Below are 23,917 nucleotides of genomic sequence, written 5' to 3'. Positions count from 1 at the left end.
TACGGTTTCCAGACGTCATCGGCCATGGCTGAGCTCGCCGCCGCGCAGATCCTGGCCGGACAGGGCACCGGGCACCGGGCGGCCGCTCCGGCCCACGATCCGGCATCCCGGACAGTGGAGGCGCTGGCCGCCACACGCTGGTCCGTCCGGCGCTGAACAATGGAACCCATGAGCACCCTGATCACCAACATCGCCGAGCTGATGACCCAGGACCTGGAACACCGCGTCCTGAAGAATGCCGCCGTGGTGATCGAGGGCGAACGGATCGCCTGGGTCGGTTCCGCCGCGGATGCGCCGGCGGCCGACGACGCCGTGGACGCCGGCGGCCGGGCCGTATTGCCGGGCTGGGTGGATTCGCACACGCACCTGGTCTTCGCCGGCGACCGCACGGCGGAGTTCGAGGCGCGGATGGCAGGGGAGTCGTATTCGGCCGGGGGCATCGCCGTCACCATGGACGCCACCCGGCGCGCGTCCGATTTCGACCTCACCCGGCTGGCGATGGCACGTGTGTCCGAGGCCGTGTCGCAGGGCACCACCTACCTCGAAACCAAGACGGGCTACGGGCTGGATATTGAGCACGAGGCCCGGAGTGCCCGGATCGCCTCGACTGTCGTGGACGAGGTCACCTACCTGGGTGCCCACCTTGTCCCCGCGGGCACCGATGCGGAGGCCTACACCGATCTCGTCTGCGGGCCCATGCTTGACGCCGTCCGGCCGTACGTCCGGTGGGCGGACGTCTTCTGCGAGGAAGGCGCCTTCACGGCGGAGCAGTCCCGCCGTGTGCTGGAGGCGTGCCGGGCCGCCGGACTGGGGATCCGCGTCCACGGGAACCAGCTCGGCGAGGGTCCCGGCGTGGAGCTGGCGGTGGAACTCGGGGCAGCCAGCGTGGACCACGTGAACTACCTGTCGGCCCGTGATGTGGCGGTCCTGGCGGAAAGCTGGTCGGGCTGGAACCCGGGAACCGGCACTGGTGCCCGCGGCACCGTGGCAACGTGCCTCCCCGCGTGCGATCTCTCCACCCGGCAGCCGCTGGCCCCGGGGCGTGAACTGTTGGACGCGGGCGTGCAGGTGGCGCTGGCTTCCAATTGCAATCCGGGTACCTCCTACACCAGTTCCATGGCGTTCAACGTGGCGACGGCCGTGCTGCAGATGCGCCTGAGCGTCCATGAAGCGGTGCGCGCCGCAACGTATGGCGGCGCGCTGGCGCTGCACCGGGAGGCAGGGCGCGACGCCGACGGCGAACGGGCGGTGGGTTCGCTCGCCGTCGGGCATCGTGCGGACCTGCACATGCTGAACGCCCCCTCGGCAACGCATCTCGCTTACCGCCCGGGCATGCCGCTCACGTACGCCGTGTGGCGGGCCGGTGTACGGGCACGCTAAGTACAGACGCACTTAGTGATTGCGAGGTGATCATTTGTGCCTGTTATGATCAGATAACGTCATATATTGGTGACTGTTTGATCGCTGAGAGGCCCCCATGACCCGCACCGACCGCCTGACGGCCATCCTGGACATTCTCGCCAAGACCGGCCAGGTGGAGGTCGAGGAGATTGTCTCCCAGCTTGCGGTCTCGCCGGCCACGGCGCGGCGGGACCTGGACAGCCTGGCCAAGCGTCGGCTGCTGACCCGGACCCGGGGCGGGGCCACCACCGGCGCCCTGGCCTACGACCTCCCCGGGCGGTACAACCGTGACGACCACGCCGAAGCCAAGGAGCAGATCGCCCAGGCCGCCTCGGCGCTGATTTATCCCGGCGCGGTGATCGGTCTCTGCGGCGGCACCACCAGCACGGCCCTGGCTCAGATCCTGGCCACGCGCGAGGACCTCAACGCTCCCGGCCACCAGTCCACCCTGACGGTGGTCACCAACGCCATCAACATCGCTGCGCAGTTGGCTGTCCGCCCCAACATCAAAGTCATGGTGACCGGCGGCATCCTGAACCCCCGTTCGTACGAACTGGTGGGCCCGTACACCGACATCATCATGCAGAAGGTGGTCATGGACATCGCCTTCATCGGCGTGAACGGCATCGACGCCGAGGTCGGTCCCACCAATACGGGGGAGGGCGAAGCGTCAGTGAATGCCCTGCTGGCCAGCCGGGCCCGGATCTCGTACGTGCTGGCCGACTCCTCCAAGGTGGGCGTCAGAGCCTTCGCCACCATGGACGGTTACGCGTTCACCCGCCTGATCACTGACTCCGGGATCTCCGCCGAGGATAAGGCAGCGTTCGAAGCCAATGGCACCGAAGTGATCGTGGCCCCACACTAGGCGAGCAGCAACAACCCCTAGAAGATCACCGGCGGCGCATTCAGGACGGTCTCGTCCACCCGGCGGTCCACCCATTGGCTGAACGGAATGTCGAGTTCGTACTTGCCCAGGTCCGTGCGCAGGAGGGTCCGCACCGCGGCATTGTCCGGGTTGTTGAGCGATTCGAAATACTCCACCGACCAGTGGAACCAGCGCATGCAGAACAGGCGCATGGTGAGCCCGTGGGTGACCAGCATGGTGTTGGGGGCGTAGTCCGGTTTGGACCAGTGCCGGTACAGCGTCTCCATAAAGGATGAGATCCGGTCGTAGACGTCGGAGCCGGATTCGCCTTCCCTGAACCGGTAGAAGAAATGGCCGTAGGCGTTGCGGAGTTCCTTCTGGTCCTCGATGTCGCCGGTGATCTGGAAGTTGGCCCAGTCCTGCTCACGGAGGCGCGGCTCTTCGATCACCCGCTCCGTGAGATTGCCGAGGTTGAGTGCCTCCAGGGTCTGGTGAGCCCGCAGGTACGGGGAGACGTAGACGCAAACCTGCCGGCCGTCCAGCTCGCGGCGGATCCGTTCGCCGGCCGCCGTGGCCTGCGCCAGGCCCAGGGGTGTCAACGGAATCCGGTAGTCCGGGACCCTGTTGTAGATGGACGTATCGACATTGGCCGCGGACTGGCCGTGCCGGATCATGAAGATTTTCCCTGGCGCGCTCATAAGCCCCAAGCATAGGTGCCGCCCGAAGGACGCTCCCTCACTTTTGGTGCGTTTTCGGCGGACGCTCTCTCACTTTGGTCAGCCCCGGCGAGCTGGCCACCCCCGAATCAGCGAAGAACCAGAAACTACAGGCAAGATGGAACCATGTTGGTTCCCTCCCGCCGTCGGCTGCGGATTGAAGTCTGGATTGTGCTGGGTCTGTCCCTGGGGCAGTCCGCCGTCTACTCGGTGGTGCAGCTGCTGGACAAGATGACGCGTGCACCGCTGGCCGAGGGTACGTCCACGCTGAACCGGTCACAGAGCCCCCGCGAATACTTCGACCTCACCTACCAGCTGCTGGACATCATTTTCGCCCTTGTGCCCGTGCTGCTGGTCATCTACTTCCTCACGGACCAGCGGCAATCCGGCGCCGGAGTGAGCCCCCAAGGCTGGTCCGCCTTCCGGAAGCTGGGGTTCAACTTCGCCCGGCCGGGCCGTGACCTGCTGCAGGGCTTTGGCCTCGCGGCGCTGATCGGGATCCCGTCGCTGGGCCTCTACGCAGCGGGACGTGCCCTGGGGATCACCACCGCCATCATCCCCAGCGCGCTCGACTCGTATTGGTGGACGGTTCCCGTCCTGATCCTGTCCGCGCTGCGGCACGCCGTCGTGGAAGAAGTCATTGTGGTGGGCTACCTCCTGGACCGCTTCGGCAAGTTCGGCTGGAGCATGCCCCTGGCCATCTTCACCAGCTCGATGCTCCGCGGCAGCTACCACCTTTATCAAGGCTTCGGGCCGTTCATCGGCAACGCAGTGATGGGCGTGGTCTTCGCCTGGCTCTACACAAAGACCAAGCGGGTGATGCCGCTGGTTGTCGCACACGCGCTGCTGGACATCGTTGCCTTCGTTGGCTTCAGCCTCTTTGGCAGGGCTGTGGGCCTGGGGTAAGGCAGCCGTGGTTCCCGTGCCGCACAGGTGAACTGAACCGGGTCCGGCCTTAAAGGATTCGGCCACCATCGGTGGGTGGCATCATTGGCACCCGCTGATGGCGGCCGAAGCTATTGAACGTGCAATCAGATGGTGACTGCTCCGGTAGCGGTTTCGAAGGTTACGGACAGGATGCCCGGGGTTCCATGCGGAGCCACCCAGTCAACGGCCACATCCTCCAGCGGCTTCTCGACGGGCTCGCCCAGCCATTCCGTCACGCGTTCGGCGGAACCGGCTATGGTCAGGCAGCTCATCTTGACGTTGCTCTCATAGGCGTTGGACGGGTGCAGGGCGGGGTCACCCTCCCACTTGAGCATGTACGGGACCTGGGGGTCCGCGATCAGGCCCAGGATGCCGATCTGCTTCCAGACCAGCTCGCGGCCGTCCGGGAACTTGCGGTTGCCGTTGACGGCGGCGCGGCCCAGGCGGTTTTCGAACGGAGCGAGGTCGTCCACTTCGACGCACCAGCCCATCCAGCCGCCGCCGGCCTCGGACCGGGCCCGGACGGCCTGCCCGAAGGGAGCCTTGTCCGATGCCGGGTGGTTCAGGACCTCCACGACTTCCAGGTATTTATGGCCCGCGAGGGGAATAATCATGTTCCGGGTTCCAAACCGGGGGTGCACTCCACCCTTCACGGCTTCAACGCCGAGGGCGGACGAAATACGTTCGGTGGTGGCAACGAGGCCATCTTGTTCACAGGCGTAAGAGACGTGATCCATGCGCATGCCATCATCTTGGCACTTTGTGATCCGGCTCTCAGCTAAGGGTAGCCTTACCGGAATCCTGATGCGTCACGAGTGGACATTCCGCCGGGAAGCAGGAGAATAAACGGCCCGCTGACCACGTCCATCACAATCCTGTTCGCGTCAGGCAAGGCTTCCCGCACTGAACGCAACCGAGCAGCGCCACACCACATCAAGGAGCCTTGAACGTCGAACGGATGGTCTTTAGAAACCCGCCAGATCCACGCTGGCCAGGAGCCGGACAGCGCCACCGGCGCACGGGCGATCCAACCCCACGCAGGATGCCGTGGAGCAGAGGATTGCCAGCCGGGAGGGCGGACTCGCGGGGCCGCTGCTGAGCTCGGGACAGGCCGCTGGAACCTTTGCGATCCTGAACATTTCCCCCTGCAAGGACGCGGCCGGCCAGCCGCAGTAGGCCTCCCGCGAAGTCATAACCAGTCACACGCTTAGCAATAGACCGGGGCTGTTCGTACACTCAAAGCAGGTCATGAGTGCCAGCGACAGCCCCGGCTTGCTGGCCGGCAACCCTCTTTTGCGGTGGGGTGCCCCGGGTGAGGACCTGGCCTGCCGGTCAATTGACGGTGGGCAAGCGCATAGAAAAGGTCCTTCCATGACGATTACGATTTCCCGTACTGCAGCACCCGGAAACGGGGTGGTCCGTTACGCCAGCATCGGCGGACTCGAGCTCGAAGCCGGCGGTTACCTCCCGGAAGTCACCCTCGGCTATGAAACGTGGGGAACCCTCAACGCGGACGGCTCCAACGCCGTCCTGATTGAGCACGCCCTGACCGGAAGCACACACGTGACGCGCGGCGACAGCGACGAGCCAGGCTGGTGGGAACAGCTGGCCGGGCCCGGTGCGCCGGTGGACACGGACCGGTTCTTTGTGGTCTCCATCAACATCGTGGGCGGCTGCTACGGCTCCACTGGGCCGTCCTCGGATGCCCCGGACGGCAAGCCGTGGGGGTCCCGCTTTCCGTTGGTAACGCTGCGGGACACCACCGCGGCCGAGGCCAGGCTGGCTGACCAGCTGGGAATCCCGAGCTGGTACGCCGTGCTGGGCGGTTCCATGGGCGGCGCGCGGGCCCTGGAATGGGCGGTCACCTACCCGGAACGGGTTCAGCGGTGCGCCGTCATCTCGATCGGTGCCGCCAGCACGGCCGAACAGATCGCATTCGCCCAGGCGCAGACGCTCGCCATCCGCCAGGACAGCAATTTTAACGACGGCGACTACTACGGCGGTCCGCTGCCGGAGGACGGACTGGCCCTGGCACGGCGCATCGCGCACATCACCTACCGCTCCGCCGAGGAATTCCATGGCCGCTTCGGCCGGTCGGCCCAGCACCCCGAATCGCCGTTCCAGGCGGCAGCGCTGGGGGAGCGGGGCCGCTACCAGGTGGAAAGCTACCTGGACCACCAGGGCAAAAAGCTGGTGCGGCGCTTTGATGCCAACAGCTACATCGCCATCACCGACGCCCTGATGAGCCACGACGTCTGCCGCGGGCGGGGCTCGCTGAACGAGGCCTTGGGCCGGGCCACCGCCAGGTTCTTCGTGGCTGCGGTGAACAGTGACCGGCTGTACTTCCCGTCCCAGTCCCGTGAACTGGCTGACGCGCTCCCGGGCGACGTGGACGTGCACGTTATTGAGGCCCCGATCGGCCACGACGGCTTCCTTACCGAGATCGGCCAGCTCGGCGTTCAGCTCCGAGACACCTTCCTCATCTAAGCGACAGAGGACACTTGAGCCCCTGCCCTTAAACGCGAGAGGACACTTGAGGCCCTGGAATCAGTGCCTCAAGTGTCCTCTCGCGCTGACTAAGCGATCAGCCGTTCATGATGTCGGAGCGGCGCTTCATGTAGTCCTCCATGGCCAGCTCGCCGTTGCTGTACTGCTGGTCGAGTTCGGCCAGTTTCCGGGCACGGTATCCCTGCGGGCCCGACGGCGGCAGGGGAATGCCGGGGGCGGCAGGCTGCTGCGGTGCTTCCGCGCGCTGCTCCGGCATCCGCTGCTCCGGCACCGGCTGGCCGTTGGGTTGCGGCTGGCCGTACGGCGGGAACTGCTGATCCGCAGAAGGAATCGGCTGCATGGGCGGCAACGGCTGGCTCGGCGGCAGGGGCTCCGGGCTCATGATCTGCCGGAAGCCGCCACTCATGTAATCCTGCTGCGTGTAGCCGTCACGGGGCTGCTTGTTCTGCGGCCCCGGGTACTGATCGCTGCCCGGGTACTGCCCGCCGCCTGGAAACTGCTCGGGGTAGCGCCCGGAAAAGCTCTGCTCCTGGTTCCGTTTGTTCATGGATTTCCGGTACATCCGCATCGCCATCGGTATTACGAACGACAGAATGATGATCCAGAAAAACAAGCTGTTCACGGTGTAGCGCCTCTCATATGTGTCCTTCCAGCTTAACCCCGGAGCCCACACGGACGGCCGGGATGCCCAGGAAGGCCCCGTACCGGTCCACGGCGTCCTGCACGGCATCCTCCACAGCCGGCCCCGCGGCAGCGGACAGCCGGATATCCAGCTCACAGCGGCCGGAGAACATGGTGTGCCGCCAGCAGCCGGCCATCCGCCCGTCCAGCAGCACCACATGCATCGGATCCCCGGCGACCGGGAACGCCGGAGCGCTGCCGCCCAGGTAGTGCCGCGTTGCTGAATAGCCCATCACGTATTCGTCGTAGCACTGGATCAGGTCGATCCGGGGCCCGGCCGCGGCCGCGGCATTGCCGGGTTCCGAACCGCCCTCCGCGCGGGCGTCGAAATAATGCTCGACGCCGTCAATCACCGACGTTGCCAGCGTTTCGGGAGCAGCCGCCAGGGTCTGTTGGAGGCCGAGCCGCACGTCGGCCATGGTGAGCCCGGACCAATCGGCGCAGTCCTTGACCGTGGCCGGCCCGCGGCTGGTGAAGTAGCGCCGGACGAGCTCGCTGAGCGCTTCGGCCCGGGTGGGCGGCATGGCCGGACCGGCAGGTACACGCTCGTCAAAAAGGGCGTAGGTCTGCTTCAGGGCCCCGCCCCGACTGCGCACTGGCGACCCGCTGGTCAGGATCCCGCTGATCTCGGCGTGCATGATCAGGTAGGCCAGCCCGAAGCCGGTGGCTGCGAACCCTTCGTCCTGCAGCCGCGCAGCCAGCTGTTCGCGGGTCAGGTGTGGCCCGCCCCGGACGGCTTCGGCCAGGACCTGTCCGCTCCGGCCAGCGGCGGCGGCATCAATCCCGGACTGCCTGTACATGCCCGCGTTGCCCTGGTGAAGCCGCGGCGCGGACAAGGCCGTCAGCCAGCGAAGATCCTCGCGGTGCACAAAATGCCAGGTGGGCCGCAGGATATGGGTGCGCAGGATGCGCCCGTCGGACACCGCCTCCTCCACCTCCGGGGCTGTGGCCACCGCAGCCTCCGAAGCACCACGACGAGACGGGGCCCCGCCGGCAGGTCCAAGACTGCCGGTCCTTTGCGCCAGGCTCCAGCGGGCGTAAGGAAACTCCTGCGCCTGGACAGCCAGCAAGTGCCGGACGGCGTCCTCCGGGGCGCCCAGGCCGGGCCCGCGCAGCCGTTGGGCGTGAAGCCGCCGCCGCACCACCTCGTCCGGATCCATGGCTGTCCGGGAGAGCTGTCCCTGGCTCACGCCGGGCCGCCGCTAGTGCCGGGCGTCGGTGGTGCCCAGCGGCCCCTCGCCGGATCCCAACGGAACGCCCGGGCCGAACACGGGTCCCGGCGTCGGGCGTTTTGCGGTGATTCCGTCGCCGGAGGAGCGGTGGCGCAGCCGCCGCACCACCCACGGGACAAAGTACTCGCGGGCCCACACCAGGTCCTCGGAGCGGGCTGCCCGCCACGTGCGGGCGGGCAGGGGCTTGGGCCGGAGCGGCTCAAGCGTGTGGTCCACGTTCAGCGATTCCAGCACCATGGCGGCGATGGTGTGGTGTCCCAGCGGCGAAAAATGCAGGCGGTCCTCGTCCCACATCTGCGGATCGTTCAGCTGCTTAAGCGACCACATGTCGGCGATGATGGCGTCATGGCGGGCGGCCACGGTGCGGAGGTTCTCGTTGTAAATGGCCACCTTGCTGCGGATCCGTCCCAGGACCGAGGAACCGGTATCCGGACCGTTGAACAGCACCACCGTGGCGCCGCCCATGGCCAGGATCTGGACCACGGAATCAAGTTTTTCGGCGAGGGCGTCGGGGTCGCCGCCGGGCCTGATGAGATCGTTGCCGCCGGCGGAAAGGGTGATCAGGTCCGGCTTCAGCGCCAGGCACGGAGCAAGCTGCTGGTCCACGATCTGCTGCAGCAGCCGGCCGCGGACGGCCAGGTTGGCATAGGCGAAGTCGGCCTGGCCCCTGCCCAGTTCCTCGGCCACCCGGTCTGCCCAGCCGCGGAAGCCGCCGGGGCTTGTGGGGTCGGGGTCGCCGATGCCCTCGGTGAACGAATCCCCCATCGCCACATAGCGGCTCCAGGGGTGGGCTTCCGTGGCCCTGGGCGGGCTCTGCATGGCTTTTGCTTCATTCACGGTCCTATCCTGCCTCCTTGCTCACAAGCTACGCCACCGTAGGTAGTTACCGCTGGGTAACTGTAAGAATGGAAACCATGACTGACGCCCAAGTATTTCCCGCCCCCGTTGTTCTGTGGTCCCGGCCGGAGGACCAGCGCTCCGGAAAGCCGCTGCTGGTGCTGCTCCACGGCTACGGCGCCAACGAACAGGACCTGCTGAGCCTGGCGGATTTGCTTCCCGAAGACTTTGTTGTTGCCTCACTCCGGGCGCCACTGGCCACGGGCCCCGGGTTTATGTGGTTCCCCCTGACGGCCTCCATCGAGTACACGCTCGACGCCGTCAAGGCTGGAGCCGGTTACGTACAGCACTGGATCGACACCGTCAAAGCCGACCACCCGTCGGTGACGCTGCTCGGCTTCTCCATGGGAATGGCGATGGCCACCACGCTGCTCCGGCAGCGCCCCGCTGACTACGCCGCCGTCGTCGGGCTTTCCGGTTTTGTGGTCAACGCGGACGGGGACCCTACGTTCAAGGATGGCGAGCTGGACGGTACAGTGCCGCTCTTCTGGGGCCGCGACCAGCAGGACCCCGTGATCACGCCCGACAAGATCGAGTACACCATGGGCTGGGTGCGCGGACACGTCAAGCTCACCAAGGTGCTCTACACGGGCATGTGGCACGGCATCAACCAGCAGGAAATCGGGCACGTCTCCGAGTTCCTGACGCACGAGGTGCTGAACAAATAAACGTACGACGGCGGCCGGCGGCACAGTGCCGCCGGCCGCTTACGCTGTCCTCACCGTCTGAGGCTGAGCCAGGCCTGTTAAATCAGGCTTCCGGTGCCACAACCTGCACGGTCTGCCCGTTGACGGTGACGGTGTCGCCGTTGTGCAGCTGGCGTCCGCGGCGGTCCTCGATCTCGCCGTTGACCTTGACGAGTCCGTTTTTGATCAGTTCGGCGGCTTCCACGCCGTCCTCCACCAGGCTGGCGAGCTTCAGGAGCTGGCCAAGACGGATCATGCTGTCGCGGATGGGGATCTCTTGAATGTCCTGGTTGCTCATACAAGCAATAATGCCTGACGTAAGGTGAATCCAATGACCCCCACCCCACGGCTGCCGCGCTTCGCGGGGCTCCCGCTGGCCGTCGGCGCGGGACTGGCCATTCCCGTCCAGGGCCGGATCAACGGGGCCCTCGGGGTACGGCTCAACGACGGCATCGCCTCGGCCGTGGTGGGTTTCAGCACCGGACTGGTGGTGATGATCCTGATCTCCCTGATCCTGCCCAGCGGCCGCGCCGGCCTGGCCAGGATCCTGCCGGCGGTCCGGACCCGGGCTTTCCCGCCCGTGTACGTGCTGGCCGGCGGCATCGGTGCCCTATTTGTCTTCGCGCAGTCCTTCACCGTGGGCATCCTGGGCGTGGCACTGTTTACCGTGGCCGCCGTGACCGGGCAGACCCTGAGCGGGCTGCTGGTGGACCGGCTGGGCATCGGACCGGCCGGCAAGAGGGCCGTGACTCCCATGCGGATCATCGGCTGCGTGCTGACGGTCGCCGCCGTGGCGTGGGCGGTTTCGCCGCGGCTGGCTGTCTCGCCGGGCTCCCCGGGCGCTCCTGGCGCTCCTGCGGACGGAGCAGGCGGGCTGGAAACCTTGATTCTGCCGTTGATCCTCCCTGTCCTGGCCGGGTTCCTGATGAGCTTCCAACAGGCCATGAACGGGACCGCCACGGTCCACTACGGTTCGCCCGTCGCCGCCACGCTGGTGAACTTCGTGGCCGGCTCCGTGTTCCTGTGGATTGCCTTGGCCGTCAAGGTGGCTGTATTTGGGCCGGGCAATCCGTTGCCGGCCGAGTGGTGGTACTACCTGGGCGGGCCCATGGGCTGTGTGTTCATCGGTCTGGGTGCGCTGCTGGTCCGCAGCCTGGGAGTGCTGGTGACCGGGCTCGGCATGATCGCCGGACAGCTCCTTGGCTCCCTGGGGCTGGACCTCCTGGTGCCGGCCCCGGGAAGCATCGTGGCCCCGGCCACCGTCCTGGGCACACTGCTGACGCTGGCCGCCATCATCCTGGCCACACTGCCGTGGCCGAGGGGCGCCTTCCGGAGGCAGCGGCCGGTAGGCTAGGACACGCAGTTCTCTGCATCTCGTTCCTTCGCCCGCCCCGCCCGCACCCAGCGGTGATGCACCCACGTGCAGCGGGGCCAGATACCCGCGGACCGCACCCAGCGGCCCTGTAGAAATTGGAGTCCACCATGGCAGCAAAATCCGTACTCGACCAGGTCATTTCCCTTTCCAAGCGAAGGGGTTTTGTGTTCCAGGCCGGTGAAATCTACGGAGGCTCGCGCTCTGCCTGGGACTACGGACCCCTCGGCGCCGAGCTGAAGGAAAACATCAAGCGCCAGTGGTGGCAGTCCATGGTCCGCGGCCGCGAGGACGTGGTGGGCCTGGATTCCTCCGTCATCCTGCCCCGCCAGGTATGGGAAGCCTCCGGCCACGTTGATGTCTTCTCGGACCCGCTCGTGGAGTGCCTCTCCTGCCACAAGCGCTACCGTGCCGACCACCTCGAGGAAGAGTACGAGGAAAAGAAGGGCCGCCCCGCCGAGAACGGCCTGAAGGACATTGCCTGCGTCAACTGCGGCACGCGCGGCGAATGGACCGAACCCCAGGAGTTCTCCGGCCTGCTCAAGACCTTCCTCGGCCCGGTGGCCAGCGACGAAGGCATGCACTACCTGCGCCCCGAAACGGCCCAGGGCATTTTTGTGAACTTCAGCAACGTCCTGACCACCTCCCGCAAGAAGCCGCCCTTCGGCATCGGCCAGATCGGCAAGTCCTTCCGCAACGAGATCACACCGGGCAACTTCATCTTCCGCACCCGTGAGTTCGAGCAGATGGAAATGGAGTTCTTCGTCGAGCCCGGCACGGACGAAGAGTGGCACCAGTACTGGATGAAAGAGCGCATGTCCTGGTACACCGGCCTGGGCATCCGGGAAGAGAACCTGCGCTTCTTCGAGCACCCGCTGGACAAGCTCAGCCACTACTCCAAGGGCACCACGGACATCGAATACCGCTTCGGCTTCCAGGGCTCCGAATGGGGCGAGCTCGAAGGCATCGCCAACCGCACCGACTTCGACCTCACCACGCACTCCAAGGCCTCCGGCCAGGACCTGAGCTACTTCAACCAGGCCACCAACGAGCGCTACACCCCGTACGTGATCGAGCCGGCCGCGGGCCTCACACGCTCTTTCATGGCGTTCCTGGTGGACGCGTACACCGAGGACGAGGCACCCAATGCCAAGGGCGGCGTCGACGTCCGTACCGTCCTGCGCCTTGACCCGCGCCTGGCCCCCGTCAAGGCTGCGGTGCTGCCGCTGAGCCGCAACGAGGACCTCTCGCCGAAGGCCAAGGACCTGGGCGCGCAGCTGCGCAAGAACTGGAACATCGACTTCGACGACGCCGGCGCGATCGGCCGCCGCTACCGCCGCCAGGATGAGATCGGCACCCCGTTCTGCATCACCGTGGACTTCGACACCCTCGAGGACCAGGCCGTGACCATCCGCGAACGCGACACCATGAGCCAGGAACGCGTCTCGCTGGACAAGGTGGAAGGCTACCTGGCCGCCCGCCTGATCGGCGCCTGAGCATGGCCATCGAATACCGCGAATGGCTTGAGGGCGATGACCTGACGCTGCTGGAAGTCTGGGGCGGCCCGGAGACCGAGCAGGCCCGGCAGTTCCGCGGTGCCCTGGCCGTCTCCTCGGCCGGCACGGACGGCACCCCGTGGCGCCGCTGCATCGTGGCCGAGGACGTCATTGACGGCATTGGCATTCCGGTGGCGGCGGGCGTTGTCTACGAGGCCTCGCTGCACCCGGAGCGGCTGTGGACCTACATCGAGGTGGCGCGCGATCACCGCCGCGCCGGCATCGGTGCCACGCTCCTGACCATGCTGCGCCGTGAAGCCGAGCAGGCGCCGTCGGGCGTTACCAGGCTGCGCGCGAAAGTGCAGCCGGGCAGTCCGGGCGCCGCGTTCGCCGAGGCGTTCGGGCTCGCGCCCATCCAGCGTTCCCGGCTGGTGGTAGTGGAGCCGGGTGCCCTCAAGCTGCCCGTGTTCCCTGCGAAGAACGACGGCGGCGGGCTGGCCAACGACGAAAACGCCGGTTCCGACGTCGTGATGGACCTCGCCACCGGCTCGGTTGAGCTGACCGACGTCGTGGGGCGGTATTACACGTCGATCCACGGCTGGGATTCGCCGGGGGTGCTGTCGGTGGGGCAGGTGCAGAAGCTGTTCCTGGATGATCTCACCGGCGCCCACGGTGCGCTGGTGCTGCGCGCCGAACCGGGATCCGCCTTTGGCGCCGGGGTTTCCCCCAGCAAGAAGGGCCGGATCCGCGCCTTTGCGGTGAGCTACGCGGAGGCAGCCCAGGACCCGACGGCGGATGCGTCGGCCCAGGGCGCGAAGGCCACGGATGTGTTTGTGGGCCACGAGCCCGCGCTTGAGGCGGACGACGCCGCAGCCGCCGTCCGTGACCTGCTCTCACTCCTCGCGTACCAGCACCCGGTCATGCTGGAACTGGACGATTCGATGACAGCGCTGCGCGCCGCCGTCGAGCCCTTGCTGGAAACCGGCAAGGCGCGCCAGGCCGGTGCCGAAACGCTGATCGTCTCGGACTGACCCCACCACCCCCAACTGGGTCGCAGCAGGTGTCGTTATGAGCCGTCATAACGACACCTGCTGCGACCTAGTTTTGCTTGGGGAGGTCACCGGCGTTTGGGCAGCCACGGGATGAAGCCGCTGGTGGCCTCGACATATTCCCGGTAACCGGGCCGTCCGGACATCGCCTTTTCCGTCAGGGGCTTCCCGGTCTTCGCGGCGAGCGTCCACACCATCAGTGCCGGGGACAGGATGGTCAGGGTGCCCGGCCAGGAGTCCGCGGCAATGAAGAAAAGCCCCGTCCAGACGGCCGCATCGCCGAAATAGTTGGGATGCCGGGTGTACCGCCACAAACCGGTATCCAGCACTGTGCCGCGGCGGGACGGATCCTTCTTGAACCGGGCCAGCTGCCAGTCGCCCACAGTCTCGAACACAAACCCCGTGACCCACAGCAGGACGCCGAGCACGGCCACCCACCCCACAGGCCCGGTGGCGAACATCCCCACCTGCAGCGTCACGGACACAAAAAACATAACCACGCCCTGCGGCAGGTAGACACGGCGGAGCGCAAACGCGTTCCTGGATCCGGGCGCCGGGTCCAGCAGGGCCTTGTAGCGCGGGTCTTCATGTCCGTCGCGCGCCCGCCACCCAATGTGGGCTCCGAGCCGCAACCCCCAGACCGCCGTCAACAGAAGCAACAAGGCTCGGCGGGTGTCATCGCCCGATCCGGCCGACAGGAACCAGGACACCACGGCCACCGCAACGAAGCCGGGGCCCCACGCGACGTCCATCACCGAGTGCCGGCCTTGCCGGACGGCCACGCCGAACGTCAGCGCCAGGACCGCCAGGACTGCCAGTGCTGTCCAGGGTAATGACGCGGCGAATGCCGCCCAGGGAAAAGGGCTCACAGGGCCACTTCGGCGGCGGACCCGGGCACCAGTTCAGCCAGCGTGCGAGCGGCCTGGTGCGTGAATCCGGTGCGAACGGCGAAAGCCTTCATCACAAAACTGGTGGCCAACGTGTGCCACAGCCGGCCGCGGCGCACCATAAAATGCCCGGCACCGCGCAGCGAAACATACTGCATGGAAGCTGCTGTCCCGCTGGCCCGGCGCGCAAACGCCAAGGACTGGGACGGGCTGGTCATATGGTCTCCGGCACCGTGGACAATCAGGACCTTGCGTCCGGCGAGCGGGGTGGCGGGTGTCTCCGGGCTGAGCCACGGGGCCAGCGCCACCACGGCGTCCACCTGCGGATGGTCCGCGGCGGTCACAGCGGTGAGGCCGCCCATGGAATGCCCCACCAGATACACGGGAACCCCAGGGTGCTCCGCACTGATTTGCTGGAGGGCCCAGCGGGCATCCTGCAGTGCGGACCTGTCCGGCCCGTTCCAGCCACGCACGCTGTTCCGCAGGGACCACACCGCCAGCCCGTGGTCCTTCCCGGCACGGTGCAGGTGACGGGCGAACGTGACCATGCGCAGCGGGCTCAGGTGGCGTGCCTCCACGGGCTCAAAGCTGTGTGCCTTGCCCCCGTGCAGGACCAGGGCCACGCCCCGCGTTGTCCCGGGGGCCGCCAGCACAGTGAGTGCCGCCTCCCGCCTCGCAGCAGGTCCGTTGGTGTGGAATTCAGTGCTGCGGTCCGTCACGCGTGGTTCCTCCCGGTTCCTGCCATTTACCAACCCTAAGGCGCCGGACGTAGAGTTCAAGGTATGAGGTTCAACTGCTGATGGGCTCCGGTCACACCCACGTTTCAACAGATCATTCGGAGCCGACGGCCCAGGCGATTGCTGCACGCCGGAAGGCAAACCGCATCCTGGCCGCGGTGCTGGTGCCGCTGACGCTTCTGACCCTGGCGGGCATGGCCATGCTGTGGCCGTCCGGGTCCAAGGACGGCATCTCCCTCGCCAACCCCTATTCGGCGGCGCCCGGCGTCACGTTCGATACGGGCAAGGTCCAGAGTGTCGTGGAAGAAAGCTGCATGCAGGGCTCCACCGCCCCCGGCCAATCCTCGGACACCAGCGGCCAGCCCGCCCCCGCCGGTTCCGACTGCATGTTTGCCTTTACGGAACCGGACCAGGGCGGCAGCCCCGTCAAAGTGGTGGTCAACCCGGAAGTGGCACAATCCCATGGCGTGAAGCCGGGGGACCAGATCAGGTACCTGAACCTTTCCAACGCCCAGGGCGCCGCGGCGTCGCAGGGGTCCCCGGCCTACATCTTCGTTGACTTCGTCCGTACCCTCCCCATCGTGATCCTGGCGCTCCTCTATGCCCTGGTGGTCATCGCGGTGGCGCGCTGGCGCGGACTCCGGGCACTGCTGGGGCTGGTGGGCGCGTATTTCGTCCTTGCCAGCTTTATGTTGCCCGGGCTCGTGGAGGGCAAACCTCCGCTGCTGCTGGCCCTGGTGGGATCAACGGTGATCATGATCGGGGTCCTGTATTTTGCCCACGGATTCTCGGCCCGCACATCAACGGCGCTGCTGGGCACGATGTTCGGCCTGGCCATCACGGCGCTGTTGGCAGCCTGGGCCACCGACGCCGCCAACCTCGCCGGAGTGGGCAGCCATGACGCCACCACCCTGATCAATACCTCGGCCAACATCTCCATTTCCGGGGTGATCCTGTGCGGCCTCATCATCTCCGGCCTTGGTGTCCTGAACGACGTCACCATCACGCAATCGTCCGCCGTCTGGGAACTCTACGAATTGGCTCCCGGCACCAGCGCCCGCAAGCTCTTCACGTCCGCCATGCGGATCGGCCGGGACCACATCGCCTCCACGGTCTACACCATCGCGTTCGCCTACGCCGGCGCAGCCCTGCCCATCCTGATCATTGTGATGCTGTATGACCGGCCGCTGGGGGACACCCTGACCAGTGCCGAGCTGTCCGAAGAAGTCATCCGCACGCTCGTCGGCTCCATAGGCCTGGTCCTCGCCATCCCGGTGACCACCCTGATCGCCGTGCTGGTGGTCAAGGCCACCGGCGTCCGGACGGCCGGACAGTCCGCCATCGGCGTCCCGGACGAAGACCGCCGCCCCGACGGCACCTCGGGCGCCGCCGCCATCAACGCGGACGACGTCGACGATACCGGTGCGCTCGCGGCGGCCGCTTTCGAGAGGCGGTCACGGCAGTCCACGGAAGGTTCCGACGATCCCGCCACCACCCGGAGGGGACGCCGGGCAGACCGCGGCTGAACGGGCAGCTGAACGACGCCAGGGGACTCAAATGGGCCCGGCGCGCGGATTTGCCCGCCTTTGCGACAATGGACAAGTGACTGTTACCGCAACGCCTCCCGCCCCCAAGCTGGAACTCCCGCCCCTGAAGCTGGGCCCCATCACGGTGGACACCCCCGTGATCCTGGCTCCCATGGCGGGCATCACCAACTCCGCATTCCGTCGTTTGTGCCGTGAATACGGCGGCGGCCTGTACGTGGCGGAGATGGTCACCTCACGCGCCCTTGTTGAACGCACACCCGAATCACTGCGCATCATCTCGCACGACGACGACGAAAAAGTCCGCTCCGTCCAGCTGTACGGCGTGGACCCCGTTACGGTGGGCCAGGCAGTGCGCATGCTGGTCGAAGAGGACCGTGCGGACCACATCGACCTGAACTTCGGCTGCCCCGTTCCCAAGGTGACCCGGCGCGGCGGCGGGTCCGCCCTGCCCTGGAAGACCGACCTCTTCACGTCGATTGTCCAGACCGCGGTCAAGGAAGCGTCCAGGGGCAATGTCCCGCTCACCATCAAGATGCGCAAGGGCATCGACGATGACCACCTGACGTACCTCGACGCCGGCCGGATCGCCCGCGATGCCGGGGTCGCCGCCGTCGCGCTTCACGGCCGCACCGCGGCGCAGTTCTACTCCGGCCAGGCCGACTGGACCGCAATCGCCCGCCTGCGCGAGGCGCTGCCGGACATTCCCGTCCTGGGCAACGGCGACATCTGGTCCGCGGAAGATGCCGTCCGGATGGTCCGCGAAACCGGCGTCGACGGCGTGGTGGTGGGCCGCGGCTGCCAGGGACGCCCGTGGCTGTTCGGCGACCTCATGGCGGCCTTCGAGGGAAGCGATGTCCGCCACCAGCCGGACCTGGGCAAGGTGGCCGAGAGCGTCTACCGGCACGCTGAGCTGATGGTGGAAACCTTCGGTGATGAGGGCAAAGCCCTCCGCGAGATCCGCAAACACATGGCCTGGTACTTCAAGGGCTATGTGGTGGGCAGTGAACTGCGGACCAAACTGGCCATGGTGACCAGCCTGGAGGTGCTGCGCGACACGCTGGACCAGCTGGACCTGGGCTCGCCGTACCCCGGCGTGGATGCCGAAGGCCCGCGCGGCCGCGCAGGCTCGCCCAAAAAGCCGGCCCTGCCCAAGGACTGGCTGGAATCCCGTGCCCTGAACGCCGCGCAGTCCCAGGACATCTCCGCCGCGGAGCTGGATGTTTCCGGTGGCTGAGACGCGCACCACGGCACAGGCCCTGCCCGGCTACGAGGCCCACGATTCCGCCCGCTGGGTGGAGGAACCGCCCAAAAACAACTACCGCTCCGACTTTGAGCGGGACCGCGCCCGGGTGCTGCACTCTTCCGCCCTGCGCCGCCTCGGCGCGAAAACGCAGGTAGTTGCCCCGGACACCGACGACTTCGTCCGCACCCGGCTGACCCACAGCCTAGAGGTTGCCCAGGTGGGACGGGAACTGGGCCGCGCCCTGGGCTGCGACCCGGACGTGGTGGACACCGCCTGCCTGAGCCATGACCTGGGGCACCCGCCGTTCGGGCACAACGGCGAGTCCGCCCTGAACGAGGTGGCACATGCCATCGGCGGCTTCGAAGGCAACGCCCAGACCCTCCGGCTGCTTACCCGGCTGGAGCCCAAGGTCCTGGCCACCGACGGGCGCCCGGCCGGCCTGAACCTCACGAGGGCCAGCCTGGATGCGGCGGCGAAATACCCCTGGTCCGCGCTGAACGCGCCGGTCATCCATGGCCAGCGCACCAGCAAGTTCGGCGCCTACGAGGATGATCTTCCCATCTTCAACTGGATCCGGGAGGGTGCGCCGGAACGCCGCTCGTGCCTGGAGGCGCAGGTTATGGACCTGGCCGACGACATTTCCTATTCCGTGCACGACGTCGAGGACGCGATCGTGGCCGGGCACTTCCAGCTGCGCTGGATGGACAACCCGGACCACCGGGCCCGTGTGGTGGGCTACGCCAAGCAGTGGTACCTCCCACACAACGACCCCGCGGCGATCGATGCCGCCCTGGCCCGGTTGGAAGCCACCGACGTGTGGGTCCGCGAGGCCGACGGCAGCCGCAAGTCCATGGCCGCCCTGAAGGACATGACCAGCCAGCTGATCGGCCGGTTCTGCCAGAGCGCCCTGGAGGCCACCCGCGCCGTCTACGGCCCGGAAAACCTCACCCGGTACAGCGCTGAGCTGATGGTCCCGGACGAGACGGTCATGGAGATCGCGGTCATGAAGGGCCTGGCCACCACGTTTGTGATGACCACCGAACACCGCCAGCCCATCTACGAGCGCCAGCGCGAGGTGCTGCACGCGCTGGTCACCGCCCTGAGCGCCACGGGGGACCGCCACCTGGAGCCCATGTTCGCGGCTGACTGGCGGGACGCGCCCGACGACGGCGCACGGCTCAGGGTGGTCATCGACCAGGTGGCGTCGCTGACAGACGGCTCGGCGCTGGCTATGTACGAACGGCTCGTGGGGAGCCTTCCCTCGCTGTGGTGACAGACGCCATAGCGACGCGTCCGCTGTCGGACCCCGGGACTAGGATGGCTCTGTGGCTGGCCTGATCAAACGTGAAGACATAGACGAAGTACGCCAGCGCACGGACATCAAGGAAGTGGTTGACGGCTACGTCACGCTCAAGGGTGCCGGGCTGGGAACCTACAAGGGCCTGTGCCCCTTCCACGACGAACGGTCGCCGTCGTTCACCGTGCGCCCCCAGGTGGGCAGGTACCACTGCTTCGGGTGCGGCGAAGACGGGGACGTCATCGCCTTTGTGCAGAAACAGGACCACACCTCATTCCACGAGGCAGTGGAAAAGCTGGCTGCCCGCATCGGGTACGAACTGCGCTACGAAGACGGCGGCACCGGCCCCAACCGTGAGGAAGTGGGCAAGCGCCAGCGCCTCCTGGATGCCCACAAAATCGCCGATGAGTTCTTCCGCGCCCAGCTGCTGACGCCCGGGGCCGCCGAAGGCCGGAACTTCCTGTTCGGCCGCGGCTTCGACCGCGCCGCCTCGGAGCAGTTCGGCGTGGGCTACGCGCCGCAGGGCTGGGACGCGCTGCTGAAGCACCTCCGCGGCCGTGGCTTCACGGACCAGGAGCTGAAGCTGACGGGCATGTTCTCCGAAGGCAACCGGGGCATCTATGACCGGTTCCGTGGCAGGCTCATCTGGCCCATCCGCGACATCGCCGGCGACACCATCGGCTTCGGCGCCCGCAAACTCTACGAGGACGACCAGGGCCCCAAATACCTCAACACCCCCGAAACCACGCTCTACAAGAAGTCCCAGGTGCTCTACGGGATCGACCTCGCCAAGCGCAGCATCGCCAAAGACCGCCAGCTCGTGGTGGTGGAGGGATACACCGACGTGATGGCCTGCCACCTGGCGGGAATTCCGACGGCGGTGGCCACCTGCGGCACGGCATTCGGCACCGAGCACATCAAGATCGCCCGCCGTCTGCTGTCCGACGACGGCAGCGGGGGAGAGGTCATCTTTACCTTCGACGGTGACGCCGCCGGGCAGAAGGCGGCACTGCGCGCCTTCGAGGAAGACCAGCGCTTTACCGCCCAGACCTATGTGGCGGTGGAGCCCACCGGCGCCGACCCCTGCGACCTGCGCCAAAGCAGGGGCGACGCCGCCGTGCGGGACCTGATCGCCACGCGCCGGCCGCTGTTCGAGTTTGCCATCAAAGCCACGCTCAGGCGCCACAACCTGGACACCGTCGAGGGCCGGGTGGCCGCGCTGCGGGAATCCGCTCCGGTGGTGGCCCAGATCCGCGACGCAGCCATCAGGCCCGAGTATGCCCGGGAACTGGCCGGCTGGCTCGGCATCTCGGTTGAAGACGTCAGCCGGGCTGTGGGCGTCGCCATGAAGCGTGCCGCCCCGGGCGGGCCGGTTGCACCGGGGACGTCCGCCGGTGCCCCGGGTCAGATGGCGTCCGCTCCGGCGGGTTCCGCCCAGGCGGGCGGACCCGGCGTGGCTGCCGGGCCGACGTCGGGCGCTGTCCCTTCCTACCAGCGGCCCGACCCCCGGGACCCCGTGGCCTCCATGGAGCGGCAGGCGCTGGAAGTGGCGCTGCAGGAGTCCGCCCTCCTGGGCGGCGGCATCTGGGAGCGCTTCGCGGCCGCACGGTTCGTGACTCCGGCGTTCCAGGCTGTCCATGACGCCATGCGCGCCTCCGGTCCCGGATTGATCGGGGAGCCCCTGCGCTGGGTGGAGCAGGTGATGCACGAAGTCCCGGAACCCCTCCGGCCGCTGGTGTCCGAGCTTGCCGTGGTGCCGCTGCCCGCGAGCACCGCTGACGCCGTCCAGAAGTACTGCAAGGACATTCTGTCCCGGCTGTTCGAGCTCCAGATCACGCGGGTCAAGGCGGACAAGATGGGCCAGCTGCAACGGCTGGATCCGGCGGCGGACCCGGAGGATTTCCAGCGGCTCAACAGGGAACTGATGATGCTCGAAACGGAACGCCGGGCACTGCGCTCGGACGCCTGAATCGCGCCGATTTCACTCCTGATTTCGCTTCCAGCCGGTGTCTTTGCTAGGCTGATACCCGCTTCATTCCTCCTTAGCTCAATTGGCAGAGCATTCGACTGTTAATCGAAGGGTTGCTGGTTCAAGTCCAGCAGGAGGAGCGCACAATCCCCGTTCCGGGTCTCCGGAACGGGGATTTTTTTATACCCGGGGAGGGTATTTCGTGGTGCGCCGCCGCCGATTTCACATTCCCGGGAAACCTTTGCTAATGTCATACCTGCTTCATTCCTCCTTAGCTCAATTGGCAGAGCATTCGACTGTTAATCGAAGGGTTGCTGGTTCAAGTCCAGCAGGAGGAGCAAACAAACAAAAATCCCCGTCCTCTTCTGTGAGGGCGGGGATTTCTTGCATTCACACAAAGTCCATTTCCACCTGCAGGAACCGCTCAGCCTCGGCAATGGCCGCACGGAAGGCGTCCTGCTCGGTGGGGTACTTGCGGGGCTCGCGCGGATGCCATTCATGGGGTGCTGAGTACACGCGGACGAAGCCGGAGGCCGGTGGTGCGTAGAAGATCCCGAAGCGCTGCACAGGCCACTCAGGCGAGGTCTCCGGGGCCACCAGGAGGGCGGCGTTGAAGGCGGCGTTGAACCACTGCGCGATGGGCCGCCGCCGGTCGTCCGTGAAGAGTCCGGCGGCATAGAGGGCTGCGGACTGCTGGCCGGTTTGGGCGCACAGCCGGTCCCACCACATGGGCAAAATGCCTGAGTCGCAACGTTGCCATGTGGCCGAGGGCGGCGAGTGGAACTGCCAGCTGGGCACGGATTTATTTTATCGTGGGAAAGCTCCCGGGCGGCAGGGGTGGGCCCCTCCCCGGTGGACCGGGATTTGGCGCCACGTTCCCAGCAGCTAGGGACGGTTCCAGGGGCCCGGGTTGACCCGGTACAGCAGGGCAGCGCCTGCCAGCGCGCCGAGGATGATGCCGATGGCGCCACTGCCAAACACGCGCCCAAGGAAGTAACCGGCGACGGCGCCCAGCACCGCCCCGAGGAACAGTCCCCGGGGGTTGCGGTGCGGCTTGCGTTTTATGGGTTTCGTCATTGGGTCGACGGGTTCAGTGGATCGAGGGCACGGTGCGGGGTCTGACGACCAGCCAGAGGCCCGCAATCGCCACCAGTATGCACGCGGCCTGCACGGCGCCCATGGGGGTGGAGCTGGTGATGCCCAACCACCCCGCCACCGGTGAAACCAGGCCGGCCATCAGGAAGGTCGCGGCGCCCAGGAGGGACGCGGCCGTCCCGGCCTGCGCGCCGTGGCTGCTCAGGGCCAGCACCTGCACGCAGGGGAATGTAAAGCCTGCACCCATGATGTAGAACCAGAGCGGAACCATCACGCCCCAGAGCCCCAGGCCGGCCTGGTCAAAGACCACGATCAGCAGGGCCATAAGGAACATCCAGGCCGTGGAACAGGCAAGGATCCATTGCGGCGGGACAGTACGGATGAGCCTGGAGCTGGTCTGGACGCCGGCCACAATGCCCAGGGAATTGATGCCGAACAGCAGGCCGTACTCCTGCGGCGAGAACCCGAAAATGTCCTGGAACAGGAACGGCGACGCGGACAGGTAGGTGAAGAGGCCAGCGAAGTTCATGCCGCCCACCACCAGCAGGCCCACGAAGATCCGGTCCGTAAAAAGAACCTTGTAGCGCTGGCCGGCGGTCATTCCGGTCAGGCCGCGCTTCTCCGGTGGCAGTGTTTCGCGGACCAAAACGAGCGCGGCGATGATCACCAGGGTGCCGTAGCCGGCCAGGAACACGAAGATTCCCGGCCAGGGCATCACCAGGAGCAGCTGCGATCCGATCACCGGGGCCAGGATCGGTGCCAGCCCGTTCACCAGGGCCATGCGCGAGAACATCCGGACCATGGCATAGCCGGAGAACAGGTCCCGCACCATTGCCATCGCCACCACACCGCCGCCCGCAGCACCCACGCCCATGAGGACGCGGAAGAGGCCAAGCGTGGAGATATCAGTGGACAGGGCTGCTCCCACGGAGGAAGCGATGTGCAGGGCGGTGGCCAGGATCAGCGGGAGCCGCCGGCCGAACTTGTCGCTGAAGGGGCCCACCACCAACTGGCCGAGGGCAAAGCCGACGGTGGTGCCGGCCAGGGTCAGCTGGACCTGGGCCTCGGTGACCCCAAGGCTCGCTTCCAGTGCCGGGAACGCAGGCAGGTACAGGTCGATCGTGAACGGACCCAACGCCGTGAGGGCGCCGAGGAGGAGGATGTACAACAGTTTCCGGCGGCGGGTCAGCGAATCGCCCGGATTCGAGGGAGTGGTCACGGAGATCAATCCTAGGCCCGGAAGTTCCAGCTTTCCGGGGTTGCAGGCGCGCCGTGCGGCCAACCCGGAAGTTTGCCCTGAACCTGAATGATA

General features: G+C 66.8%; 23 protein-coding genes, 2 tRNA genes, 2 pseudogenes and 1 riboswitch. Of the genes and pseudogenes, 16 read left to right on the top strand and 11 right to left on the bottom strand.

The features are described from left to right. From V6M49_RS11540 to V6M49_RS11530, 3 genes and pseudogenes are all read left to right on the top strand, one after another. Positions 1–156, top strand: a pseudogene (locus V6M49_RS11540) (NAD(P)/FAD-dependent oxidoreductase); the annotation flags it as partial. Positions 157–168: 12 nt separating this feature from the next. Continuing rightward, on the top strand, positions 169–1,380 hold the full coding sequence (hutI, locus tag V6M49_RS11535) for an imidazolonepropionase (RefSeq protein ID WP_332761195.1): 1,212 nt from the start codon (positions 169–171) through the stop codon (positions 1,378–1,380). A gap of 97 nt (positions 1,381–1,477) precedes the next feature. Then, on the top strand, positions 1,478–2,266 hold the full coding sequence (locus V6M49_RS11530; RefSeq protein WP_332761194.1) for a DeoR/GlpR family DNA-binding transcription regulator: 789 nt from the start codon (positions 1,478–1,480) through the stop codon (positions 2,264–2,266). A gap of 17 nt (positions 2,267–2,283) precedes the next feature. On the opposite strand, the gene V6M49_RS11525 is transcribed toward V6M49_RS11530, so the two are convergent. Beyond that, positions 2,284–2,940 (bottom strand): histidine phosphatase family protein, encoded by a 657-nt coding sequence (locus V6M49_RS11525; RefSeq protein WP_210412414.1) that lies wholly within the window; start codon positions 2,938–2,940, stop codon positions 2,284–2,286. A 168-nt stretch (positions 2,941–3,108) separates the two neighbouring features. Here V6M49_RS11525 and V6M49_RS11520 point away from each other — a divergent pair, with 168 nt between their 5' ends. Next, complete coding sequence (locus V6M49_RS11520) at positions 3,109–3,888, top strand: CPBP family intramembrane glutamic endopeptidase (protein WP_332761193.1); 780 nt, start codon at positions 3,109–3,111, stop codon at positions 3,886–3,888. A gap of 125 nt (positions 3,889–4,013) precedes the next feature. On the opposite strand, the gene V6M49_RS11515 is transcribed toward V6M49_RS11520, so the two are convergent. Further along, on the bottom strand, positions 4,014–4,652 hold the full coding sequence (locus V6M49_RS11515) for a VOC family protein (RefSeq protein WP_141139952.1): 639 nt from the start codon (positions 4,650–4,652) through the stop codon (positions 4,014–4,016). A gap of 237 nt (positions 4,653–4,889) precedes the next feature. Here V6M49_RS11515 and V6M49_RS11510 point away from each other — a divergent pair. Both V6M49_RS11510 and metX read left to right on the top strand, forming a co-directional pair. Continuing rightward, positions 4,890–5,064 (top strand): annotated as a pseudogene (locus V6M49_RS11510) (O-acetylhomoserine aminocarboxypropyltransferase); the annotation flags it as partial. A gap of 89 nt (positions 5,065–5,153) precedes the next feature. Next, positions 5,154–5,268: riboswitch (SAM riboswitch) on the top strand. A 12-nt stretch (positions 5,269–5,280) separates the two neighbouring features. Continuing rightward, entirely contained in the window at positions 5,281–6,396 is a 1,116-nt protein-coding gene (gene metX / locus V6M49_RS11505; RefSeq protein ID WP_332761192.1) for a homoserine O-acetyltransferase MetX, read from the top strand. Between the two features lie 97 nt (positions 6,397–6,493). Here metX and V6M49_RS11500 read toward each other — a convergent pair whose 3' ends face one another. From V6M49_RS11500 to V6M49_RS11490, 3 genes are read right to left on the bottom strand one after another with little or no spacing between them, the layout of a single operon-like run. Beyond that, positions 6,494–7,039 (bottom strand): hypothetical protein, encoded by a 546-nt coding sequence (locus V6M49_RS11500; protein ID WP_332761191.1) that lies wholly within the window; start codon positions 7,037–7,039, stop codon positions 6,494–6,496. Between the two features lie 13 nt (positions 7,040–7,052). Further along, positions 7,053–8,288 (bottom strand): winged helix DNA-binding domain-containing protein, encoded by a 1,236-nt coding sequence (locus tag V6M49_RS11495; RefSeq protein WP_332761190.1) that lies wholly within the window; start codon positions 8,286–8,288, stop codon positions 7,053–7,055. A gap of 12 nt (positions 8,289–8,300) precedes the next feature. Beyond that, positions 8,301–9,149, bottom strand: coding sequence for an SGNH/GDSL hydrolase family protein (locus V6M49_RS11490; protein ID WP_141142009.1), 849 nt, complete (start codon positions 9,147–9,149; stop codon positions 8,301–8,303). 95 nt (positions 9,150–9,244) lie between these two features. On the opposite strand from V6M49_RS11490, the gene V6M49_RS11485 reads away from it, so the two are divergent. Continuing rightward, positions 9,245–9,895, top strand: coding sequence for an alpha/beta hydrolase (locus V6M49_RS11485; protein WP_141139954.1), 651 nt, complete (start codon positions 9,245–9,247; stop codon positions 9,893–9,895). 82 nt (positions 9,896–9,977) lie between these two features. On the opposite strand, the gene V6M49_RS11480 is transcribed toward V6M49_RS11485, so the two are convergent. After that, entirely contained in the window at positions 9,978–10,211 is a 234-nt protein-coding gene (locus V6M49_RS11480; protein WP_104063054.1) for an RNA-binding S4 domain-containing protein, read from the bottom strand. A gap of 33 nt (positions 10,212–10,244) precedes the next feature. On the opposite strand from V6M49_RS11480, the gene V6M49_RS11475 reads away from it, so the two are divergent. The 3 genes from V6M49_RS11475 (at position 10,245) to V6M49_RS11465 (ending at position 13,812) form a co-directional block, all read left to right on the top strand. Continuing rightward, positions 10,245–11,267 (top strand): DMT family transporter, encoded by a 1,023-nt coding sequence (locus V6M49_RS11475; protein ID WP_332761189.1) that lies wholly within the window; start codon positions 10,245–10,247, stop codon positions 11,265–11,267. 128 nt (positions 11,268–11,395) lie between these two features. Beyond that, complete coding sequence (locus V6M49_RS11470; RefSeq protein ID WP_332761188.1) at positions 11,396–12,781, top strand: glycine--tRNA ligase; 1,386 nt, start codon at positions 11,396–11,398, stop codon at positions 12,779–12,781. 2 nt (positions 12,782–12,783) lie between these two features. Continuing rightward, positions 12,784–13,812: a GNAT family N-acetyltransferase gene (locus V6M49_RS11465; RefSeq protein ID WP_141139957.1), complete on the top strand. Its 1,029-nt coding sequence runs from the start codon at positions 12,784–12,786 to the stop codon at positions 13,810–13,812. Positions 13,813–13,898: 86 nt separating this feature from the next. Here the strand turns inward: V6M49_RS11465 and V6M49_RS11460 are convergent, their stop codons facing one another. Further along, positions 13,899–14,699: a DUF1295 domain-containing protein gene (locus tag V6M49_RS11460; protein WP_332761187.1), complete on the bottom strand. Its 801-nt coding sequence runs from the start codon at positions 14,697–14,699 to the stop codon at positions 13,899–13,901. After that, positions 14,696–15,436 (bottom strand): alpha/beta hydrolase, encoded by a 741-nt coding sequence (locus tag V6M49_RS11455; protein WP_332761186.1) that lies wholly within the window; start codon positions 15,434–15,436, stop codon positions 14,696–14,698. Before V6M49_RS11455 ends, V6M49_RS11460 begins: the two co-directional genes overlap by 4 nt. A gap of 80 nt (positions 15,437–15,516) precedes the next feature. On the opposite strand from V6M49_RS11455, the gene V6M49_RS11450 reads away from it, so the two are divergent. The 6 genes from V6M49_RS11450 (at position 15,517) to V6M49_RS11425 (ending at position 21,848) form a co-directional block, all read left to right on the top strand. Beyond that, positions 15,517–16,980, top strand: a complete 1,464-nt coding sequence (locus V6M49_RS11450) for a YibE/F family protein (RefSeq protein WP_141139960.1) — start codon at positions 15,517–15,519, stop codon at positions 16,978–16,980. Positions 16,981–17,056: 76 nt separating this feature from the next. Then, positions 17,057–18,235: a tRNA dihydrouridine synthase DusB gene (gene dusB, locus V6M49_RS11445; RefSeq protein ID WP_332761185.1), complete on the top strand. Its 1,179-nt coding sequence runs from the start codon at positions 17,057–17,059 to the stop codon at positions 18,233–18,235. Further along, the gene (locus V6M49_RS11440) at positions 18,219–19,517 is read left to right on the top strand and encodes a deoxyguanosinetriphosphate triphosphohydrolase (protein ID WP_442959717.1); all 1,299 of its coding nucleotides are present in this window, start codon (positions 18,219–18,221) and stop codon (positions 19,515–19,517) included. The genes dusB and V6M49_RS11440 overlap by 17 nt, the downstream gene beginning before the upstream one ends. A gap of 52 nt (positions 19,518–19,569) precedes the next feature. After that, complete coding sequence (gene dnaG / locus V6M49_RS11435; protein ID WP_332761183.1) at positions 19,570–21,510, top strand: DNA primase; 1,941 nt, start codon at positions 19,570–19,572, stop codon at positions 21,508–21,510. 67 nt (positions 21,511–21,577) lie between these two features. Then, positions 21,578–21,650 (top strand) — tRNA-Asn (locus V6M49_RS11430). A 125-nt stretch (positions 21,651–21,775) separates the two neighbouring features. Further along, positions 21,776–21,848, top strand: a tRNA-Asn gene (locus V6M49_RS11425). A 52-nt stretch (positions 21,849–21,900) separates the two neighbouring features. Here the strand turns inward: V6M49_RS11425 and V6M49_RS11420 are convergent. From V6M49_RS11420 to V6M49_RS11410, 3 genes are all read right to left on the bottom strand, one after another. After that, complete coding sequence (locus V6M49_RS11420) at positions 21,901–22,308, bottom strand: hypothetical protein (protein WP_056348253.1); 408 nt, start codon at positions 22,306–22,308, stop codon at positions 21,901–21,903. Positions 22,309–22,395: 87 nt separating this feature from the next. Continuing rightward, on the bottom strand, positions 22,396–22,587 hold the full coding sequence (locus V6M49_RS11415) for a hypothetical protein (RefSeq protein ID WP_371706828.1): 192 nt from the start codon (positions 22,585–22,587) through the stop codon (positions 22,396–22,398). A 13-nt stretch (positions 22,588–22,600) separates the two neighbouring features. Further along, positions 22,601–23,824, bottom strand: coding sequence for a multidrug effflux MFS transporter (locus V6M49_RS11410; protein WP_210412416.1), 1,224 nt, complete (start codon positions 23,822–23,824; stop codon positions 22,601–22,603). Positions 23,825–23,917: the final 93 nt, after the last annotated feature.

The sequence above is a fragment of the Pseudarthrobacter sp. genome (genome assembly GCF_036675385.1).
Taxonomy (GTDB): Bacteria; Actinomycetota; Actinomycetes; order Actinomycetales; family Micrococcaceae; genus Arthrobacter.
Note: the sequence above shows the minus strand (reverse complement) of the source record. Positions and strands in the feature narration are given on the sequence as shown.

Bases quoted from the DNA above. Each gene is read 5' to 3' on its own strand.
- hutI (WP_332761195.1), top strand. From the start codon at position 169: ATGAGCACCCTGATCACCAACATCGCCGAGCTGATGACCCAGGACCTG.
- V6M49_RS11530 (WP_332761194.1), top strand. From the start codon at position 1,478: ATGACCCGCACCGACCGCCTGACGGCCATCCTGGACATTCTCGCCAAG.
- V6M49_RS11525 (WP_210412414.1), bottom strand. From the start codon at position 2,940: ATGATCCGGCACGGCCAGTCCGCGGCCAATGTCGATACGTCCATCTAC.
- V6M49_RS11520 (WP_332761193.1), top strand. From the start codon at position 3,109: ATGTTGGTTCCCTCCCGCCGTCGGCTGCGGATTGAAGTCTGGATTGTG.
- V6M49_RS11515 (WP_141139952.1), bottom strand. From the start codon at position 4,652: ATGCGCATGGATCACGTCTCTTACGCCTGTGAACAAGATGGCCTCGTT.
- metX (WP_332761192.1), top strand. From the start codon at position 5,281: ATGACGATTACGATTTCCCGTACTGCAGCACCCGGAAACGGGGTGGTC.
- V6M49_RS11490 (WP_141142009.1), bottom strand. From the start codon at position 9,149: ATGCAGAGCCCGCCCAGGGCCACGGAAGCCCACCCCTGGAGCCGCTAT.
- V6M49_RS11485 (WP_141139954.1), top strand. From the start codon at position 9,245: ATGACTGACGCCCAAGTATTTCCCGCCCCCGTTGTTCTGTGGTCCCGG.
- V6M49_RS11480 (WP_104063054.1), bottom strand. From the start codon at position 10,211: ATGAGCAACCAGGACATTCAAGAGATCCCCATCCGCGACAGCATGATC.
- V6M49_RS11475 (WP_332761189.1), top strand. From the start codon at position 10,245: ATGACCCCCACCCCACGGCTGCCGCGCTTCGCGGGGCTCCCGCTGGCC.
- V6M49_RS11470 (WP_332761188.1), top strand. From the start codon at position 11,396: ATGGCAGCAAAATCCGTACTCGACCAGGTCATTTCCCTTTCCAAGCGA.
- V6M49_RS11465 (WP_141139957.1), top strand. From the start codon at position 12,784: ATGGCCATCGAATACCGCGAATGGCTTGAGGGCGATGACCTGACGCTG.
- V6M49_RS11450 (WP_141139960.1), top strand. From the start codon at position 15,517: ATGGGCTCCGGTCACACCCACGTTTCAACAGATCATTCGGAGCCGACG.
- V6M49_RS11440 (WP_442959717.1), top strand. From the start codon at position 18,219: ATGTTTCCGGTGGCTGAGACGCGCACCACGGCACAGGCCCTGCCCGGC.
- V6M49_RS11415 (WP_371706828.1), bottom strand. From the start codon at position 22,587: ATGACGAAACCCATAAAACGCAAGCCGCACCGCAACCCCCGGGGACTG.